This window comes from Sulfolobales archaeon, assembly GCA_038881635.1.
Lineage (GTDB): Archaea > Thermoproteota > Thermoprotei_A > Sulfolobales > AG1 > WYEN01.
This window is the reverse complement of sequence record JAVZPJ010000005.1, coordinates 69,945-88,888: the sequence shown is the minus strand read 5'-3', so window position 1 is coordinate 88,888 and position 18,944 is coordinate 69,945. Positions and strand designations below refer to the sequence as shown.

At 39.4% G+C, this 18,944-nt stretch carries 17 protein-coding genes and 2 tRNA genes; 10 read left to right on the top strand and 9 right to left on the bottom strand.

Translation table 11 applies throughout. From position 1 onward, the window contains the following. Positions 1–40: 40 nt before the first annotated feature. Together QXS89_04895 and QXS89_04890 are read right to left on the bottom strand one after the other, a co-directional pair. Positions 41–1,372: a TldD/PmbA family protein gene (locus tag QXS89_04895; GenBank protein ID MEM3831512.1), complete on the bottom strand. Its 1,332-nt coding sequence runs from the start codon at positions 1,370–1,372 to the stop codon at positions 41–43. Beyond that, positions 1,369–2,799, bottom strand: coding sequence for a TldD/PmbA family protein (locus QXS89_04890; protein ID MEM3831511.1), 1,431 nt, complete (start codon positions 2,797–2,799; stop codon positions 1,369–1,371). The genes QXS89_04895 and QXS89_04890 overlap by 4 nt, the downstream gene beginning before the upstream one ends. Before the next feature lie 46 nt (positions 2,800–2,845). Between QXS89_04890 and QXS89_04885 the strand changes: the two genes are divergently transcribed. Beyond that, positions 2,846–3,316 (top strand): YbaK/EbsC family protein, encoded by a 471-nt coding sequence (locus QXS89_04885; GenBank protein MEM3831510.1) that lies wholly within the window; start codon positions 2,846–2,848, stop codon positions 3,314–3,316. Between the two features lie 48 nt (positions 3,317–3,364). Here QXS89_04885 and QXS89_04880 read toward each other — a convergent pair whose 3' ends face one another. Beyond that, positions 3,365–5,065, bottom strand: coding sequence for a DUF2070 family protein (locus tag QXS89_04880; GenBank protein MEM3831509.1), 1,701 nt, complete (start codon positions 5,063–5,065; stop codon positions 3,365–3,367). A gap of 79 nt (positions 5,066–5,144) precedes the next feature. Between QXS89_04880 and QXS89_04875 the strand changes: the two genes are divergently transcribed. Both QXS89_04875 and QXS89_04870 read left to right on the top strand, forming a co-directional pair. Continuing rightward, complete coding sequence (locus QXS89_04875; GenBank protein MEM3831508.1) at positions 5,145–6,395, top strand: glycosyltransferase family 2 protein; 1,251 nt, start codon at positions 5,145–5,147, stop codon at positions 6,393–6,395. Positions 6,396–6,444: 49 nt separating this feature from the next. Further along, positions 6,445–7,365 (top strand): cation diffusion facilitator family transporter, encoded by a 921-nt coding sequence (locus QXS89_04870; GenBank protein ID MEM3831507.1) that lies wholly within the window; start codon positions 6,445–6,447, stop codon positions 7,363–7,365. Here QXS89_04870 and QXS89_04865 read toward each other — a convergent pair. Next, entirely contained in the window at positions 7,355–7,966 is a 612-nt protein-coding gene (locus tag QXS89_04865) for a DUF447 family protein (GenBank protein MEM3831506.1), read from the bottom strand. The genes QXS89_04870 and QXS89_04865 overlap by 11 nt on opposite strands. Before the next feature lies 1 nt (position 7,967). Then, positions 7,968–8,041 (bottom strand) — tRNA-Ile (locus QXS89_04860). 124 nt (positions 8,042–8,165) lie between these two features. On the opposite strand from QXS89_04860, the gene QXS89_04855 reads away from it, so the two are divergent. Both QXS89_04855 and QXS89_04850 read left to right on the top strand, forming a co-directional pair. Then, positions 8,166–9,323, top strand: a complete 1,158-nt coding sequence (locus QXS89_04855; GenBank protein ID MEM3831505.1) for an AAA family ATPase — start codon at positions 8,166–8,168, stop codon at positions 9,321–9,323. After that, positions 9,323–10,627: a VWA domain-containing protein gene (locus QXS89_04850; GenBank protein MEM3831504.1), complete on the top strand. Its 1,305-nt coding sequence runs from the start codon at positions 9,323–9,325 to the stop codon at positions 10,625–10,627. The genes QXS89_04855 and QXS89_04850 overlap by 1 nt, the downstream gene beginning before the upstream one ends. 13 nt (positions 10,628–10,640) lie before the next feature. Here the strand turns inward: QXS89_04850 and QXS89_04845 are convergent, their stop codons facing one another. Together QXS89_04845 and QXS89_04840 are read right to left on the bottom strand one after the other, a co-directional pair. Next, a complete protein-coding gene (locus tag QXS89_04845) occupies positions 10,641–11,549 on the bottom strand; it encodes an HTH domain-containing protein (protein ID MEM3831503.1) in 909 nt (302 codons plus the stop codon). Next, the gene (locus QXS89_04840; GenBank protein MEM3831502.1) at positions 11,546–11,788 is read right to left on the bottom strand and encodes a hypothetical protein; all 243 of its coding nucleotides are present in this window, start codon (positions 11,786–11,788) and stop codon (positions 11,546–11,548) included. Before QXS89_04840 ends, QXS89_04845 begins: the two co-directional genes overlap by 4 nt. A 206-nt stretch (positions 11,789–11,994) precedes the next feature. Between QXS89_04840 and QXS89_04835 the strand changes: the two genes are divergently transcribed. Further along, positions 11,995–13,017 carry an NAD(P)-dependent oxidoreductase gene (locus tag QXS89_04835; GenBank protein ID MEM3831501.1) on the top strand — a complete coding sequence of 341 codons (1,023 nt, stop codon included), beginning with the start codon at positions 11,995–11,997 and terminating at the stop codon, positions 13,015–13,017. Here QXS89_04835 and QXS89_04830 read toward each other — a convergent pair. Further along, positions 12,992–13,270, bottom strand: a complete 279-nt coding sequence (locus QXS89_04830) for a hypothetical protein (GenBank protein ID MEM3831500.1) — start codon at positions 13,268–13,270, stop codon at positions 12,992–12,994. The two genes, QXS89_04835 and QXS89_04830, sit on opposite strands and share 26 nt — an antisense overlap. 85 nt (positions 13,271–13,355) lie before the next feature. Between QXS89_04830 and QXS89_04825 the strand changes: the two genes are divergently transcribed. Then, complete coding sequence (locus QXS89_04825) at positions 13,356–14,468, top strand: Xaa-Pro peptidase family protein (GenBank protein MEM3831499.1); 1,113 nt, start codon at positions 13,356–13,358, stop codon at positions 14,466–14,468. Here QXS89_04825 and QXS89_04820 read toward each other — a convergent pair. Next, on the bottom strand, positions 14,458–15,795 hold the full coding sequence (locus QXS89_04820; protein ID MEM3831498.1) for a cyclic 2,3-diphosphoglycerate synthase: 1,338 nt from the start codon (positions 15,793–15,795) through the stop codon (positions 14,458–14,460). The two genes, QXS89_04825 and QXS89_04820, sit on opposite strands and share 11 nt — an antisense overlap. Positions 15,796–16,001: 206 nt before the next feature. On the opposite strand from QXS89_04820, the gene QXS89_04815 reads away from it, so the two are divergent. The 3 genes from QXS89_04815 to QXS89_04805 all read left to right on the top strand — a co-directional run bounded on the left by QXS89_04815 (position 16,002) and on the right by QXS89_04805 (position 18,903). After that, positions 16,002–16,105 (top strand) — tRNA-Leu (locus QXS89_04815). A 76-nt stretch (positions 16,106–16,181) separates the two neighbouring features. Beyond that, a complete protein-coding gene (locus tag QXS89_04810; protein MEM3831497.1) occupies positions 16,182–17,144 on the top strand; it encodes a winged helix-turn-helix transcriptional regulator in 963 nt (320 codons plus the stop codon). 250 nt (positions 17,145–17,394) lie between these two features. Further along, positions 17,395–18,903: a hypothetical protein gene (locus QXS89_04805; protein MEM3831496.1), complete on the top strand. Its 1,509-nt coding sequence runs from the start codon at positions 17,395–17,397 to the stop codon at positions 18,901–18,903. The last annotated feature ends 41 nt before the right edge of the window (positions 18,904–18,944 follow it).

The following is an 18,944-nucleotide window of genomic DNA, read 5'->3' as shown; positions in this document are numbered from 1 at the left end:
AGATCCTTTTGAATCATGCTGGAAGAAATAGGTATGACATTTACTCGGGTTTTGTTATGTTAACCTTCTCAATGTATATGTAAGGTGTCTCTATAGAACCTCTGATCTCCCACCACTTAACCTTATAAGATCTCTTTCCAAGACCTCTGATATTTCTTAGAAGAGTTGGGAATTTATCTGCGATTCTCACTCTCTTTGCAGAACCTATTATCTCGCCATTCTCTATAATTAGCAGAGCATCTCTGGTCACAGTAGAGAAAACCCCTTCAAGAGCATTTTGATATCTTGTATACCAATTGTTATTTATGAGAATCCCTCTTCTAATCTCACGGATCATCTCGTTCTCCTCATAATCTCCTTTCTCTATGATAAGATTCCAAGGTCTAGGCTGAATCCATCCTGCATTACCTGTTGTACGAGTCTCAAGTATTCTCGCAGTCTTCGTATTGTGAAGGAAGGTTTTAAGCACTCCCTTCTCTATTATGCTCTTCTCCATTGTTGCAACACCCTCGTCATCGAAACCTGTTGAGTTAAGCATATCAGTTCTCCAGGGATCCTCTCTCAATGTGAACAGCTCGCTCGCAACCAGATCTCCTGGATTATTCTTATAGAAGAATGAAGTACCCAGAATCTTACTTAAACCGCTTAAAGCTATAGATATATAATCTATGAAATTACCGATTACAAGAGGACTTAGTATGACATCATAGGATCCCGGTTCTACACTCATGATTCTTCTATTGGATTCAATAGCATAGTATGTAGCTCTAGAAGCTACCTCCTCGATATCTCTCTTCGTGAAGTCTCTCCCTCCAAAACCCCAGTGTCCTGAGCCTTCTCCCTTGAAAGCTCTCACGTATGCTGTGAAGAATGTAGCCTTCTCACACTTCTCGAAATCTCTGCTACTCGCAATACATCTCTCGCTAACACCACCATCTATAGTTCCTGCAATTCTCTCAGCACCTTCATCATGAGCTTTGCTTATTAGGATCTCTGAAGCTTCTCTAGGATCCTCCATGAAGCTGAGAACAGAATCTTTGACCAAACCCTCTAGAGGTCTAGCCCTAGGATCTGGATCTGGTATTTGAGAGTATAGGAATGATTGTTCAACTACATTAGCAAGCTCGAGAATCCTGTCAAGCTCTCTTAAAAGCTCTTCCTCTGATGAGACTGAGAATGATGATAGAAGAATCCTCTTATTCTTAGTTAGATAGATATCGAAATCACTCTCACTCCAGTTCTGAGCCACAGAAGGCTGTGAATTCGCTATCTTAACCATGGTTCTGTTGATCCTGTTAAGAGATATTATAACTTCTTCAAAGCCTTTATCAAGGATCTTTTTAACGAGAAGCTGAAGATCTATAGAGCTCAACTTATCACCCCTACCCTCATCTTAGAAAGCCTTACATCAGGTCCTCCAACCCATACAGGAACTCCCTGCGAAGGCTCTCCCTTACCACATGTTGCTGCATAAAACCTTAGATCTCTACTCTTCCCAACTATGCTCGAGAAGAATGTTTTTGTCGTGAACTCGACTACAGGATTTCTTATGAAATCTCTGAGTTCTCCATTTACTATCTCATATGCTTCTAAGCCCCCATATCTCTGACCCCATCTGCTGTCATCTATATTCCACTCCATATAGCTTTTTATATAGATCCCATACTTTATATCTTCGATTAACTCCTCAAACCTCATATCACCTGGCTCTAGATAGGTGTTGCTCATTCTGACAATAGGTTCAGACATGTGATCCATAGATCTCGCTGAAGCATTACTTCTAACTCTGAAGATAGATGCTGTAAATCTATTATGAAGAAGCTCATTCACAACACCTTCCTTATACAAGTACTTAGGTCTTGCAGGAACACCCTCATCATCGTAGAGGTAGAATCCGTAAGAACCTGGAATAGTAGGATCATCTATAACGGTTCCATGCTTATTTCCAATTCTCTCACCAATCATATCAGGCTTGAGATAACTCTCACCAGCTTGAGCAGCTTCTCTTCCGAGAACTCTATCAGCTTCAAGAGGATGTCCTACCGATTCGTGCATTGCAAGTCCTGTGATCTCAGATCCTAGAACAAGATCCACAGGCTCCTTAGGAGGTTCTCTACCTGTTAACAATATCTTCTCCATCTTCCCAGCAAGTTCTGTGATCTCCTCTACTATCCTATGAGCTTCTAGAATATCATAACCTCCAGATCCTCCGAAGCTTTCCATCTTCTGAATACTACCCTTCTGAGGATGAGCAAGTGATAGGTTAACAAAGAGATAAGGTCTAGGTATTATACTGTGGATAAATGCTCCATCACTATTCAAGATCATCTTCTCCTCAATACTCTCACCATATACAACTAGAAGTGATGCAACCTTACTCTCTTTCACAACCGATGAGACATTTCTCGCAATATCCTTGTGAAGAGCTAGCTTATCTTCGAGAGACACATTCTTCAAAGGCTTCTTCTGAATAACTTCATATCTCGCAACTCCAACCCTCTCTGGTGCTAGTGTGAGAGGTACTTTAACAAGCTCAGAGAGAGATCTAGCATTGGCGTAGGCTTTCTCAACAGCTCTTCTAATACTCTCTCTATCAAGAGTATTGGTAGAAGCAAATCCTAGAGAGCCTTTCACAAGAACTCTCACACCAATACCTCTACTAATGCTCCTACCACTACTGATAACAAGACCATTTCTGGTTGTGAGACTGAACTCTTCAATAGAATGATATCTAGCTTCAGCATAAGTAGCTCCAAGGCTTAACGCATGATCTACTGCGTATCTGAGAAAATCCTCCATTTGATCCCCATACCTATATAATTTCAGGATTTATTAAGTAAGATTGATGAGTATTGAGAGATTTATAAGATGCATCAGCTCTCTAGGGATCTGGTATAAACATATAGTTCTAGATAAGAGTACTAGAACTGCTAGAGAAGCTGCGGAAGCTCTTGGAATAAGTATTAGTAGGATTATAAAGACCATCCTATTAGTAGATGATAGAGGTAGATTTTACGTAGCAATAGTACCAGGAGATAAGAGAGTAGATCTTGAGAAGATCAGAATTCTCACTAAGAGTAGAATTATCAGACTTGCAAATAATGAAGAGATCCTTAGAATCACAGGATTCGAAGCAGGAGCTCTCCCACCTATATGCATAGATGGTATAACAAGGTTCTTCATAGATTCAGAGGTTCTCAAGAACGAAACAGTGTTAGGAGGTGGAGGAACAGTGAATTCTCTGATAGAGATTAAACCCTACGACATTGTAAGAGCGAGTAACGCGATCGTTGATAACATATCAGAGCATAAGTAGGCCTTATATTCTCAGTCTTTCTGCAGAGGAGTTCAGCGTTAAGAGGCTTCAGATCACAAGAATAGGAGTTACTGATGCTATTAGGAACAGTAGCCACAGCCTGGGAGTTAAAGGTCCGAGTCTTTCTAAGCCTTTTATATAGCTCCATACAGTCGACCCCATCACAGGTATCTCTCTAAAGACATGCTTACTGCAAGCGATCCTTCCCTTACTCATTCTTCTAAGTGCTATATCTACAGCCTCGTTAATCGCGTTAACAAGCTCGCTGCATAGTTTGACAGCTGTGTAAGGGTCTCCTGTGCTTACAGCGGCACAACTATGATCATCAGGTGTTACTATGAGAACATCTCTAAAACCTCTTCTCTTGAGCTCTTCTACGATCCTCTCATTAGAAGAGATAATCATGTTATTCCCGTATATGTAGACTACCACATCCCTCCCATGATCTGTCTCGATGACAAGAGCTTTAACAAGACCGCTACAAACGCCACCACATAGGTTTCTCATATGAGATTCTCCATAGCCTACCCTGAAAAAACTTCTCGAATCATTCAGATGTCTTCTAATTGATTCTATGAGTAGAGTTCTTAAACTCTCAAGATCATGTATCTTCCTCCCATACATACTATGTGTATCTACAACTCCTACTAGAATTTCTTCTTCAAAGCTCTTCGATATATCTTCTTCGAGTTCTCTAGGAAGATCATCTGCGCCTTCTCTGTTATAAATCATGAGGCTTAAACATCTATCACTTCCGATCCTATAAACACCCCACCCATCTCTTCCATCATCTCTTCCAACCGAGATCCTCTCCTCTCGAGAACTCTCTCTAAGAGTTCTCATGATCTCTTTTTTATACTGTTGAGCAATCGTTTCCACAAACTCTCTCTTAACAATATTCCTATCATGAGTTCCTGTTGTGTGGAACACAAGAGTTGATCCTATGTCTCTGAGCTCTTGATCGAATACATATACGGCATCTGAAGAACCTACTCTTCTGAAAGGTCCGAAATGAAATCCGGGATGTATGAGAAGAATCCTATTTTCATCTCCTTCGAGTATTAATGTTTTTATCTCTATATCTTCGGGCTTTGAATCTTCTAGAAGTGCTTCCTCTATATATCTATTGTCATCGAAGATCCAGCTTCTTATAAAACCTCTGCCTAGTTTAAAAGCTTTAAGACCGCTAGATCTTCCTATAGCTTCTATGAATACTACAAATAACAGCATTATCAATATCGATAAGAAGGAGAGGCTTGCGAGTGATAGTAGAACCTCTATAGAGAAAGATGCAGAAGCTATGAATCCTGCTAGAGATCCTATTATCAGAGCTATCACTATAGAGCTCACAATGCCCTCCCAAAATATATATCTGATCAAAAAGATCATGGCTGATGAAAGTGAGAACACACTATAAACAGGCTTGTGAAGCATGTAAGGAATCCATGAAAGCAATGTGTAGGGTAGGATAGAGAATACAGCAACACCTAGTATCCTCTTTAAACCCATACTATTATCCTCTAGATTGTTGAAAAAGATCGTTATCAGAAGCAGATACAAGATAGAAGAGCCTAGAACACTGAATAGGTTCTCGATTCTTCCAGACTGAGTATAAGACAAGATAGATATTATCGTGATTGATGCAAAATATGCTGATATGAGAAGAAGCTTTCTAGGTAGATTGAATAGCTTAGAGTACTGTTCTCTTAGGAAATCCTCTAGATCCCTATATCCACTAAGCCGATCCAATTTTAAAAGAACCATTTAAAATTAGCAAGTAAATTTATAAGATTACAGCATACGAGTAATACTTCTAAGGAGAGAAGATGTGGAGTGGATGGTATTAGGATTCTTTTATCTTCTAGTGGTTTTCGCGAATATAGCTCATATGAGCTATAACTACAAGATCCTTCTGAGATCTGAGAGGATCCTCTCAACAGGTGGAGAAGAAGATAGAAGAATTAATATAAGAAGAAGTTTTATAGTGATCTCACCATGTAAGATTGCGAGCATGAGAGTAGAAGAGTTGGAAGACTTCATGAGAACTCTCAGAAGAATCCTAGATCTTGATTTGATATCCAGAGTTATTATCGTTGTAGATAGCGAGAGAGATGAGGTAATGCTCAGAATGTTCACAGATTCTTCAGATAGAAGACTAGAGATCCTCAGAGCTTCTGAGGATGCATGTAGAAAGTGTTCTGGAAAGAATAGAGCTATTATAACAGCATTAGAAAAGATCTCGGGTGTAAGCTCTAGAGATCTTCTTTTATTCATGGATTGCGATGCTGATTTCATCAGATTTGATAGATGTGTTGAAAGTCTTGAGAAGGTGATGAAAGAGAATAAGAATGCTATTGCTACAGGCTACAGATGGTATTACATGGATAGCATGTGCTCCACAGCTTTCAACCTGGTATCCACGTTATACTTCGAAGCTCTTCTAAGTGAGAGAACTAGAATAGTGTGGGGAGGGCTCATGTGTGGAGAAGCTGATCTCTTCTACAGATATGATGTCTCGAGAGAGCTCTCTAGAGAGATAGCTGATGATGCTACGATCAGAAGAGTTTTTACGAGAAATAAAGCTGGAATTATTTTCACACCCTACTGCATAGGTTTCACCAGAGCACCCTGTAGAAGTAGATGGGTGGATGATTTCGTTCTATGGTCTGCTAGACAGCTTCTGATGATAAGGATCTATACTCCAAGAGGATTCTTCTATGTTCTCATAGGCTATGCAATTATAGTAGTTCTCATGATATCTCCACTTATAGCTCTACTTCTAGGAGTTTCTTCGAAGTGGATCTCTCTGCTCATATTCTTATCATTATCTCTATACTTTATCGGAGTTCTAAGAGGATTTCTTCTACTGAGATTCATGTCCAGGATCTGGGGTTCTGATAAGCTTTATAATAGAGCTAGATACATGATCCTCTATCTTATGATCTCAGGAGTGAGAGCATTTCTAGCTTTATACCTGCTGATAGAAACTCTTAGAATGAGAAGATTCAGTTGGCGGGAATCTGAGTACTGTGTTGTGAGAGAAGAAGATGGTCTAAAAGCTCTGCCATGTAGCCTATGACTATGTGAAGCTTATCAGTCTACAAAATAATTATAGATATTGAGTGTAGTTGGATAGAAGTGAGAGAACACCTCTAGCATTATCATTCATATTCAATATAATAGCTCTGGCTCTGAAAATATTTGTATATCTAGCTACATCTTCTAGAGCTGTTCTTGCAGAGATATTCCACTCCTTCGGAGACATATTAAACAGCTTCGTACTCTACCAAGGTTTCTCAGTATCTATGAAGCCTCCGTCTCTCAAGTATCCTTTTGGAAGAGGTAGATTTGCCTATATCTCGGGTATGATATCCTCTGTGCTTCTGTCAGGATCTGTATTCTATATGATCGTGGTTGAGGGAGTTATGATGAGAGGATCTAGCGATGTGAACACGTATATCTGGAGAAGCTACGTACCATTTCTTCTAATACCTCTCTCATTCAATCTTATAACTCTCCTCATAACTCTGAGGATTATTAGAAGAACTTCCTATGGAGGTAGAGCAGTTTTAAAACCATTGATTCTTGAGGATATACTAGGATTATCAGGAGATTCCATGGCTATCTTATCTCTCTACCTATCGAGCGGAGTTGCAGATCTCTATCTCTCCATAGCCATAGCACTGGTTATAATCGTGAGTTCGGCTCATATAGTTTACGAGAATATAGGGCTGCTAGTAGGAGTATCAGCTCCTCGAGAGGTTCTCTGGCGTGTTGTTAGAAGTGTTATAGCTATTCCTGAGGTGGTTGATATAAACGAGATCAAAAGTCTGACGCTTGAACCCGGGGAGTATATAGTTATAATGCAAGTCGAAGTAGATCCTAAGAGTAGCTTAGAAGATGTTATGAGAGCTAAGGATATGATAACAGAGACTATCAGAAGAGTAGAGCCATCTATAAGATATGTCATAATAGACATAGTAGTACCTCAAGAACCTTCAGGAAGTTTCACGAGAATACTCAGAGAAATTAGAGAACTCAGAGAATAGATCTCAGGATGAGGTCTATATCTTCTATAGTATGCTTATTAAAATATCCTAGTCTCATAAGATCCTTTGAAAGCTGATCTAGGAGAAACCTTCTCTTGAGAAATTCTTCTCCAGTATCTCTGGCATATATATTTCTCCTAGTATAGTGTATGAGTAGTTCTACAAGCATATTCTCAGCTCTACATATCCTAGGAATACTAGCTGGATCGTTACAACAGATCTTCAGATCTTTCAAAGGATCTACCAGATAGATCCTCTGAAGATCGTTTTCATCAATTTTTGTGAAATGAGCGAGAGTGACTAAACTACCGCTAGAAACGAGATCCTTAAAAGATCTCTCGTTAAAAAACTTAGATGAGATGAGAATCCTTAGAAGAATCAGAGGATCTCTGAAGAAAAGTATGTAAGCTTCCCTCCTCAGACCCAGATAATCCCACAACCTATTATCGCTAAAAATTCTCACATACTTATAATGAGAAGATCTGAATAAACCTGCCGGAGAACAATGGTAGAGATTCGATCCCAGATCAACACATATCAAACTCTCAACAACACGACAGAAACCCCAGAAGCTATCCTCATCAAGAACACTAGATCTCAAATGGGCCCGCGGGGATTCGAACCCCGGACCCCCCGGTTATGAGCCGGGTGCTCTACCTGGCTAAGCTACGGGCCCCGCCCTAGTATTTATATCTAGTAAGGTTTAAAAAGAATTCCTCTGAAGGATTCTAGTATTAAGATTTAATCTTCTAAAGCATATTCTAATCAGATGAACGAGGTGTTTAGGCTGATTGAGAGAGATAAGTGAATACTCACAGCTTCTTCAGAGGTTTCGGGATGAGCTTGTGAAGCCTTTTGTAGGAAGAGAAGAGGAGGCTAGAGTCATAGTTCTAGCTCTTGTAACAGGAGAGCATGCTGTACTCATAGGCGAGCCTGGAACTGCTAAGAGTGCTCTTATCAGAAGAGCTGCCCAGCTTCTTAATGCGAGGTTTTTCATGTATCTTCTCACGAAATTCACCGAGCCTTCGGAGCTTTTCGGACCTCTAGATCTGACAGCTCTTAAGGAGGGCAGGTATGTGAGGATTACCAGGGGTAAGCTTCTTGAGGCTGAGATAGCTTTTCTAGATGAGATCTTCAAAGCTAATTCTGCTATTCTTAATTCTATACTCACCATACTCAATGAGAGGATATTCTATGACGGCTACACCGAGATAAGAGTACCTCTCTGGAGTCTTTTCGGAGCTTCGAATGAGGTTCCAGATGATCCAGAGCTTGACGCTCTCTATGATAGAATGCTTCTGAGACAATATGTTAAACCTGTTCTAGAGGATTACTGGAGGGATCTCCTTGATTATGAATGGAGATATGAGAAAGCATCTCTCTCGGAGGGGAAGGTGGAGGCTATTATGTGTATCGATGATCTCAAGAGTATAAGAGCTCTACTACTTGAGAAAATAGATCTTGAAGGGATTAAAAACAAGCTTCTTAAGATCTATTCTATATTTGAGGGGAAAGGAGTTCATATAACAGATCGTAGGAAGGGTAAGGCTTTGAAGATAATAGCTGCATCAGCATTTCTAGAGGGAAGGCTCGAAGCTGTAGAACAAGATCTTCTTTCTCTAAAGTATGTGATTCCTAGAGATATAGAGGATTTTGAGAAAGTCTCCACAGTACTTAATGAAGAGCTTAAGACTCCTCAGAGATATCTCAAAGCTTTAGAAGAGATAAGAATCAATGTGAGAGATATTGCTAACTACGTCTCCTCATACCCAAGACCTCCTCTATCTAGATTCCTCGAGCAGAAACTAATCGAGATATACAGAGATCTAGAGCTGACTAGAGAGAGAGTTGTTTCTATGATTATAGAGAGTGGTGATAGAAATGTTGAGAATGAAGGTAGACAGGTTATAGCTTTGATCGATAGCGTTCTTGAGAATATTAAGAAGAGGCTTTCATAATGCCCGGAGTTCTTCTCAACATAAGATATGAGGATCCTCTGGTGAGATATAGAGGAGAGAAGATACTTGATATAGTAAGAAGATTCGTTAAAACACCGCAAGATTTCACAACAAATCTAGCCATAGACATGTTCTACACATTATACCTCCCACACCCTCTTCTCAAGAACGAGAATGATATAGAGAGATCTCATGTAAAGCATTATCAGATTATAAAAAATATCTCGGAAGATCCTGAGATCAAGAGTGTTAGAGAGTTTACACTGCTTAATTCAAGCAGGTCAACTATAATGGCTGCAAGCATAATCGAGAGCATCATAAGAGAGCTTAGCAGAAGTGTTAGCGAGGAGAGGGAGGGGAAAGAGGGTGAGGATAACAGCGGGTCGGATGAGAGTAGAGGAGAGGATAGTATTAGCAGAGCTGTTAAGAATGCTATTAAGAAAGCTGTTAGCGAGAGCAAGCTATTATCAAGGTTAGAGCAGATACTTCTAGGAAATCAAGCAGGCGTAGGATCTGTTCTAGATTTTGATGAGAGCGGCGAGGAGATTATAAGACTTAGCAGAAGCATTGATATAAGCAAGCTACTTGAGATACTCGAAAACCTTCCCGAGATGAGAGCTGGTTCTAAGAGAAGAAAGATTAGAAGTAGTAAAGGCGAGATCGAAGGTTATGAGGAGGGGTCTGATATAGAGAGAATAGTTCCCTCAGAACTTGCATACCCTATCGAGTATATATACGCCAAGATAACTGAGGGAAGACTTCTGATATACGAGAAGAAACTCACCCTAAGCACAGGACCTATATATGTTCTCATGGATAAGAGCGGTTCTATGGATGGGGATAAGATTAAATGGGCTAAAGCTACAGCACTAGCTCTTCTAATGAGAGCTAGGAGAGAAAGAAGAATCTTTGCTATGAGATTCTTCGACACAACACCTTATTCAATGATCAAGGTTTCTAGAAGAGCTAGGTTATCTGAGATCATAAGACTCATAGATTATCTCTCGAGAATTAGAAGTGGTGGGGGGACTGATATAACAAGAGCTATCCTCACAGCAGTTCAAGATATAAGAGGTATGGGTCAGAAAGCTCCTAACGAGATAATTCTCGTAACCGATGGAGAGGATAAGATTGCGGAGAATATAGTGAGTAAGCAGCTTAAATCTGTTGAAGCTAAGCTTATTTCAGTGATGATCCTCGGAGACAACCCGGATCTAAGAAGGCTTAGCAGTAAATATTTTAAGGTTGCTAAACTCAGCGGATCTGAGATCCTTAGAATTGTAGAGTATGAGAGAGAAAGCTGAGAGTTATAGAGAATCAAACGAATACTACTAGATCCACTTCATCTACTATGTTTCTATATCTATTTCTTATAGTCACCTCAGAAACTCCTAATCTTCTTGCTAGTTCTTGCTGTGATATCTTCTCATTAGATATTATAGAGGCTATGTATACTACGGCGCCCACGAGACCCTTTGGATTCTTACCCGAGCATATGAGAGGATCCAGTTTACTTAGAGACCTTAAGATTCTAGAGGCAACCTCCTTAACATTCTGAGAAGCTTCAATTCTCTCGAGAATATTCATGGTAGCAGCTCCTCCACATATAGATCCCAGATCTTTTTCTCTAGCTTGTCTACTTATTCTATCTCTAAACTCATCGAATAGATTCTCCCACTCGAGCTTCTTCAGAGTTTTGAAAAGCTTCTTCCTAGTAATCCCAAGCACTTTTATAAGCAGATCCTTATCCAGATCTATCTTTCTCACATAGGCGGTTCTATATACTATCGCTCCTACAATGCTCTCTATATTCTTTCTCTTCACAAGACCTCTACTCACAGCTTTCTTGATCAGCATTCCACTATCCTCTACCACAATCTCTGGAAGTCCTATCACTCCTGCGATCTCGTTGAGAATCTTCTTAGCCTCAATCTCCTTCCTAGTAGCACTATCACTAGGTTTTCTAAGCCTTCTCTGAAGACTGCTATACTTGTTAGAACCTTCTATAAAGGTTGTTATACCGCCGTCATGCACCTTCGCAGTGTATCCAGGACCTGTTCTAGCTCTTATAGCATGTTCTTCAGCAGTGTAGGCTCTCCAATCTCTCTTATCAGCTATCTCGCCATCATATACCACCTCTCCGGTGAGAATGTTTATATACTCTCCTCTTATAGGGTCGTACACTATTGAAGCTGTGCTACTAAGATCTTCTACTTCTACTTTCAATTCCTCCTACCTCCTAAATAGAAGAGATTAGATCCTTTTGGAGGTATAAGACTTCTGTCTCTAACTAGAACCACTGCATAAGGCTTAGAGACAGGTCCTATCAGGTCGCTTACTACACCTATGAATCTTCTCTTCTCATCTAGAACTCTCGATTTAATTCTGGGAAGCTCTCTTGGATCACGGATTCTCACGATCACATGATTACCCAGAGTATGTTCTACGAAACCAAGTACCTTCATAAGTATCAGCAATATAATTTATCGAATTATTTCCATTAAATATAATTTGTAGACTGAAGATAGGATTATCATAGTATTAGATCCTGAGCTCTACTGCTCTTAAGACTAGAGTATCATGATCCTCTTGCGAGTAATACCTTGTAGTAGTGGGGGGTGACTTTATATTCTCTTTATATTCTAGGTAAGTGCTAATATTATAAGAGGTCTTGAAGAGCGGAGAAAATCTGAAGATAGTTATTGCTGGAGCATCAGGTTTCGTAGGTAGAAATATCGCGGAATTTCTTATAGAGAAAGGTTTTGAGGTTTATCCTGTTCTTAGAAGAAGAACTCTGGAGAAGACTGGAGAGGTTTTAAAAATATATGAGGAGAAAAGATCTAGACCTCTGATCATAGAATCCTTTAGTAGAGAGAGATTAAGAGAAGAGTTTAGAAGAATTAAACCTGATATTCTCATCAACGCCATAGGTCTTCTCAAAGGGTCTGAGAGAGAACTCTATGAAGCTCATGTAGGTGTTGTAGAAGAGATCCTAGGATCTCTAGAACTTCCAAGAGGTGAAGAGGTTCTGTATATACATATAAGTTCTACAGGAGCCAGCGATATGAGGCTTGGAAAACCTGTGCGAGAAGAAGAGGAGCATTGTTCTCACATAGATTCTCTGAGAACATACTATGAGAAGTCTAAATGCCTTGGAGAGATTAGAGTGAGAGAGATATGCGGTGAGAAAGGCTTCAAATACGTGATCCTCAGACCTAGCATTATAATAGGAGAGTATAATACACATAGAGAGTGGATTAACATCCTGAGACTATCTAGAATAGGTATCGAGCTTGATATAGGAACACGTATTAACATTCTGGATGTTAAAGATCTTGCCGGGATAGTTCTTCTACTAATAGAAAGAAGAGATCTAGCCAATGACTTCTACCACATAGCATCTCCCAAAGATATTAGTATAAGCGATATAAGTAGGGTAGCTCTGAGAATCATCGGAAGAAGAGGTTTTCTAAGAATCGGCATGAGATCTCTGAGGATAGCTTCATCAATAGCAAGACCATTTCTAGGAGATATAGATAGAAGATTTCTAGAGGTTCTTCTAACAGGAGATGCGAGGATTTCTTCTGAGAAGTTCATCGGAAAAACAGGGTATAGGTTTAGAGATCCTATGGAGAGTCTGGAGAGATTCTTCACATGGCTTAAGAAAGCTATGGATTCTCTAGATTCTCACTAATAAGTCTCCTCAGATAAGCTTCTCTCGGAGCATCTCTATAGAACTCAGCTTTAGAAGCTAGAATTCTTAATTCTTCATAGGTTGCATAGTCTAGAGGCACGCCTCTATAACCTGATTTCTCCCATCTATCTATCAGCCTGCTTACTATGCTTGATACATCTTTATCAGAATAGTATGCGGCTTTAACAAGAGGATCTTTATTCTCCTCGATAGAGTTTATTATGATCTTCTTCAAATCCTCTATACTACTCATTATATCTCCATAAGATAGAATTCTCTTAGGAAGAATAAATAAAAGTTATTAATATTCTCCATCTACTATTTAAAATGAAAATGCTATGGTATTCTCTGTAGAAGAGTATAGGAGTAGGATAGCTAGCGCGGTTAGATCTCTGAGAGTGCTGGGAGGAGACTATATTATTACAACCCCCTCTCCTAATCTAATATACTTCACAGGTCTTAGAATAGAGAGTTATGAAAGGATCACAGCATTAATTATTAATGCAGATGGGGATGCTGTACTGATAGCACCTCAGCTTGAAAGTCTTCCAGAGTATCTCAGAGAATTCGTAGATGTGATTTTATGGAATGATTCCTCAGGACCTGATCAAGCTGTAGAAAGAGTTTCTAGAGAGCTTAGAATATATGGAAAGATAGGCTTTTATGAGGATAGTATGAGATTATCTCAGTTAGAATTCTTTCGAGAAAAACTTCATCCTGAGAGGATCTATCTTCTATCAAAGATCTCTAGAGATCTGAGGTATAGAAAATCTCATGAAGAAATACTCAGAATATATGAGGCTGTGAAGAGTGCTGAGAAGATACTCCAAGAGGTATACAATCTAATAGTACCAGGCATTACAGAGAGATTCCTCGAAGCACAGATAGTTAACATGATCGCGGGAAGCGGTCTCGAACCATCTTTCAAACCTATAGTAGCATTTGGTGAGAATACTGCTAATCCCCACCATAGATCCGGGGATAAGGTTCTGAGCATTGGAGAACCTGTTCTAATAGACTTAGGTGTTGTAGAGGAGCATGGATACATCTCAGATCTTACGAGAATGTATATTGTGGGAACGCCTTCGAGAGAGCTTAGAGATGTGTTTACATCCTATAGTAATTGCTATAATGAGGTTATGAGAAGCATAAGTTCTGGTGTTAAAGCTTCTGAGCTAGATCTTCTGGCGAGAACATGTCTCGCGGATAGCGGGCTTGGAAGATATATAATGCATAGAACAGGTCACGGGATAGGTCTTGAAGTTCACGAGCCTCCTTACATATCTATGAATTCTAATGATGTTCTTGAGAAAGGTGTTGTATTCACGATAGAACCTGGAGTTTATATAAAAGGATCTTTTGGCGTCAGGGTTGAGAGTAATATAGCTATCACAGATGATGGCAGTGTTCTAGAACTTGACAGGCTCTCTAGAGATCTTATTATATTCTAACTTTCTTCTCGATAAACTCATCAACGATCTCTTCAATACTTCTGCCTTCGATGATCTTCATATTAAATGAAACCTGAACCCATGGGATCTCGAGTTTCAAAACCTTAGCTAGAGATGCTGGTGTGGCCATGATAACGGTATCTGGAGAGCATCTATATATACTTTCTCTCAGATCTCTAAGCTGCTTCTCACTATATCCTGTGGATGGCAGTACCTCAGCCATGTGAGGATACTCTTCATATAGTTTTCTAATCTCTCCAACAGCGCATTTCCTGGGATCTATTATCTCAGAAGCTCCATAGAGTTTCGCGGCAACATATCCAGCACCATACCTAGCTCCTCCATGAGTTATGGTGGGAGAGTCTTCTACAACAACTACTCTCCTCCCTCTAACAAGCTCTGGTCTGTCTACCAGGACTTCGCTTACTGCTTTCAGGATCTCAGCTTTGGGATTGATCTCTTTAAGTCTTCTCTCCATATTCTTCACAAGAGAGGGGTCTGCCTGATCTACTTTATTGATCACTATAATATCTGCCATTCTAATATTAATCTCTCCAGGATAGCTTCCATCAATATTCTCAGGTCTCATAGCATCAGCTACTGTGAACATGAGATCCGGTCTGTAGAATGGCCAGTCATTATTTCCTCCATCCCATAGTATTATCTCGCCCATTCTCTCAGCCTCTCTAAGAATTCTCCCGTAATCAACTCCTGCTAGAACCTTCACACCTTCTCTCACATAATGTTCATATTCTTCTCTTTCTTCGATTGTAACCTGCTCTCTATCAAGATCCTCTTCTTTTTCGAAGATCTGAACAGCCATTCTCCCCGGATCCTTATAAACCATGGGATGTCTCACAACAACTATATTAACACCTCTTCTTCTAGCATGTAGAACTATTCTCCTTGATAAAGTGCTCTTCCCAGATCCTGTTCTCGCCGCGGTCACAGCTATTACAGGTCTTATAGATGGTATCATAGTCTCTTGAGGTCCTAGTATTCTGAATGAAGCTCCTGTAGCAACTACTCTACTTAGAATCCTTCCAAGCTCTATATAGCTTAGATCGCTGTAGCTTAGAACCACTTCATCAACCTTCAGATCTCTGATTACCCTCTCGAGATCTTTCTCCAAGTATATTGGTATCCCATCAGGATAGAGATCTCCGGCTAGATCAGGAGGATACCTCTTACTAGTGAGACCAGGAATCTGTGATACATGCACGAAAGCTACAACTTCATAATATGGATTACCTCTGAAGAACACGTTGAAGTTATGAAAATCTCTACCTCCAGCACCTATGATCAAAACTCTTCTTCTACTAATCATTTAATCCCCTATACTACTAGTGTATGAATAATAAAAAATATTAAAAAGATCAGGGTAGATCTCCTCTCAAGATCATGCTACCTCTGAAAAATATTCGATCTAAAAGAACAGGATATCACATGCTAAGATCAAGAATACTCTATCTAGAAAAAGAAAAAGCTTAGAACTTATTTAACTCCTGCATAATTATTATATACTGGCAGAGAGCGGGGGTGCCCGAGCGGGTCAAAGGGGGCGGGCTCAAGATCCAGCCGCGAGAAGAGAGACCCGCTGGCGTAGGCCTGCGTGGGTTCAAATCCCACCCCCCGCATGGATCATGTTCTTTAACTTTATTCAAATATTTAAATCCCGGATATCTCATACTCTCTCAGGGTCTTATGAAGGTCATGAGGTTTCTGCCTAGGTTCTTAGTTGTTGTAATGATCCTTCTATTTATAAGTGAGATAGGTTTCTCTCATGATATTCTAAGAGCTACAGATAATCTTAGCACGAGAATTATAATAGGATCTGATGGTGTTGCACTCGTATTTATAAACGTATCTCTTTCCCAAGGTATTCAAGAAGTGAGAGTACCTACACCACCTATTCCCGCTACCATAATAGCTCGAAGTGATGGTGAGATTCTACCTGTTATATATGATAGCGGATTTATAATTCTGATACTAGATAAACCTTCTAATGTGAGTATATCTTATGTAGCCAATACATCTATTGAAAACAATCTATTCATACTAGATATAGAAACCAATGATACTATAGAGCTGATCATACCTCTTGAAAACATAGTGGTGCTGACACTACCTATAAATATAGTTAGCTACAAGATCTACAATAATACCTTAGATCTAATCTTAAGAGGACCTCAAGAGATCAAATACACCTTAAGAGTAGGAGTCTCAACATACACAACCACAACACCTCCAACCACGACTACGACAACCACTGAGAAAACCATGACACCTCCAGTCATAGCGACGGCGTCTCCTACAACAACACCTGTAACAACAGAGACTTCTATAACATCCTCTCAGAATATCTTCTCTCAATATCTTCCACTCATACTACTCATTGTATTGATTGTTATAGTAGGAGTACTCTCAAGCTTTATAATGATGAGAAGAAGATTCTATGGTAAAGGATCTGAGATCTTGCTAGATGATCTTGATAGAGAGATCATAAGAATCATAGGTGAGAGAGGAGGTTCGATAATGCAGTCAGAACTTCAAGACATGATTAAAGCTCCCAGGACAACTCTTTGGAGACATATAAAAAGATTAGAGAGACTGGGTATAGTAAGAGTAGAGAAGGTAGGAGTTCAAAACAGGATCATTCTAATTAAAAAGATCTGAAGTCTAACTACCACGATAGATGTCAGAAGATCTGCAGAACCGAGATCTACGCCAAGCTAGTTCTTACTAGGTTCAGACTTCTGAATCACATGCTCGCCAGATGTTTTCATCCGAGGTTAAAAGTTATTTCAAAAGATCTGTTTCCGAAAGCTGGGAACACTTTACTATTTAATTTTCCGCATAGTGAAACAAGTTTTTCACAGTATTCCTTATATTCAGTTAAAGTCTCAGAACTTAAATGGTGAAAGAGATGGTACTCAGATCTCTTAGAGAGATTCTGTATAGAAGTATTGTAGCGTGGATCATGATAGTAGTGTTGCTCTCCATAACATCACCATCTCTGCTTATACTATCAACGGCTCAATCTCAAAGCTCTCAGAATGAAACTGTTTATCAGAATAATCTTGCTAAGGCAGAAGTTCTCAGAGTTCTTCTCAGCAGTGTTTTAAGCATGAATATATCATCTGATCTGAGAGAGGAGATAACGAAACTTCTCTCTATCAATATCTCAACCCTCACACCAGAGGATCTTGCCATATGGGTTTCAAATGCTTCTAAAACCCTCTCAAGCGTGGAGGAGTATATTAGAGAAGGTAGAGCATACGCTGTTGGATTAGTTCTTCAGAGATATCAAAAAGGTCTTGCTAATGTTCTTGAGAATAGATTAAGAGAGATGAATCTCTCGGAAGAGATTGTGAGGAGCTATGTTGAGAATATATCTTCTGCTAAGAATCTAAGCGATCTCATGAGAACTCTCGTTAATATAAGCATAGATATTGAGATTGTTAATATCAGAAACTTTACGAATAGAGTTATAATGATAGGCGTATCAGAGCTGAAGAAAGGATCTATTGAGAGAGTAGTTGATCTAGATAATAAATCCAGTAAGGTTTTAGATGTTTTGAATAGAGTTCTCAAGAGGCTTGAGAGCTTAAATGTCTCTGGTAAAGCTATTGAAAGCATTCAGGAGAATATAATGAGAATAGAAACTATGAGAAATATCACTTCAGATATTTTAAAAGCAGTAGCTAGTGGTAGAAGCTATGAGGAGTCTCTTAATGAGAGCATATCTAATATATCTGAAAGGCTTTATATAGAACTACAGGATCTAGTAGGTGAGATAAATGTCCTCATGGATATAGCTAGAGAATATAATCTAACAGATCTGCAGAAGATTCTAGAGGATCTCAATAACACTGTGAGTAGATTGATAGATACTCTCATGAACATATCAAGCTCTAGAGAGATTCTTCTGATCATAGATTCCATAGCAGTTATAAAGCTAAAGATCATAGCCATTAACGAGAGTATTCACACGAGCTTGGATATAATGATTAAGAAACCAAAGATAGAGGTTGACATAGATAGACTTTATAATAAGACATTATCAGAGGTTCAGAACCTCACCTCAAGATCTAGAGAACTCATAGGAAAAATACTTGAGATCTCTAAAAACATCATATGCACTACTCCTCTGCAGCCTCAGATTTGTGCTATAGTATCAAGAATCCCAATAATCACATCATATGCTGAAGAGAGAATCAATGAAGTCCAGAACCTAATAAACACAGCCCAAGATCTATACTCATCTGGTAAGAAAGTTGAAGCTCTATCAATACTTCTCAGAGCAAAAGCTTCTGCATCCTCAGTATACATGCAACTCGAGACTATATACGAGATCCTGCTCCATCTAATAGAATCGGGGAAGTCAAAATCATCCCAACCATCTCCTCCAACTCCTTCTCCTCCTCATAAATAGTTTAGGATTTATCTCAACTCTGTTTTTTAAAGCCTTTTAAG

Bases quoted from the DNA above. Each gene is read 5' to 3' on its own strand.
- QXS89_04850 (MEM3831504.1), top strand. From the start codon at position 9,323: ATGCCCGGAGTTCTTCTCAACATAAGATATGAGGATCCTCTGGTGAGA.
- QXS89_04810 (MEM3831497.1), top strand. From the start codon at position 16,182: ATGAGGTTTCTGCCTAGGTTCTTAGTTGTTGTAATGATCCTTCTATTT.
- QXS89_04890 (MEM3831511.1), bottom strand. From the start codon at position 2,799: ATGGAGGATTTTCTCAGATACGCAGTAGATCATGCGTTAAGCCTTGGA.
- QXS89_04885 (MEM3831510.1), top strand. From the start codon at position 2,846: ATGAGTATTGAGAGATTTATAAGATGCATCAGCTCTCTAGGGATCTGG.
- QXS89_04805 (MEM3831496.1), top strand. From the start codon at position 17,395: ATGGTACTCAGATCTCTTAGAGAGATTCTGTATAGAAGTATTGTAGCG.
- QXS89_04825 (MEM3831499.1), top strand. From the start codon at position 13,356: ATGGTATTCTCTGTAGAAGAGTATAGGAGTAGGATAGCTAGCGCGGTT.
- QXS89_04820 (MEM3831498.1), bottom strand. From the start codon at position 15,795: ATGATTAGTAGAAGAAGAGTTTTGATCATAGGTGCTGGAGGTAGAGAT.
- QXS89_04840 (MEM3831502.1), bottom strand. From the start codon at position 11,788: ATGAAGGTACTTGGTTTCGTAGAACATACTCTGGGTAATCATGTGATC.
- QXS89_04830 (MEM3831500.1), bottom strand. From the start codon at position 13,270: ATGAGTAGTATAGAGGATTTGAAGAAGATCATAATAAACTCTATCGAG.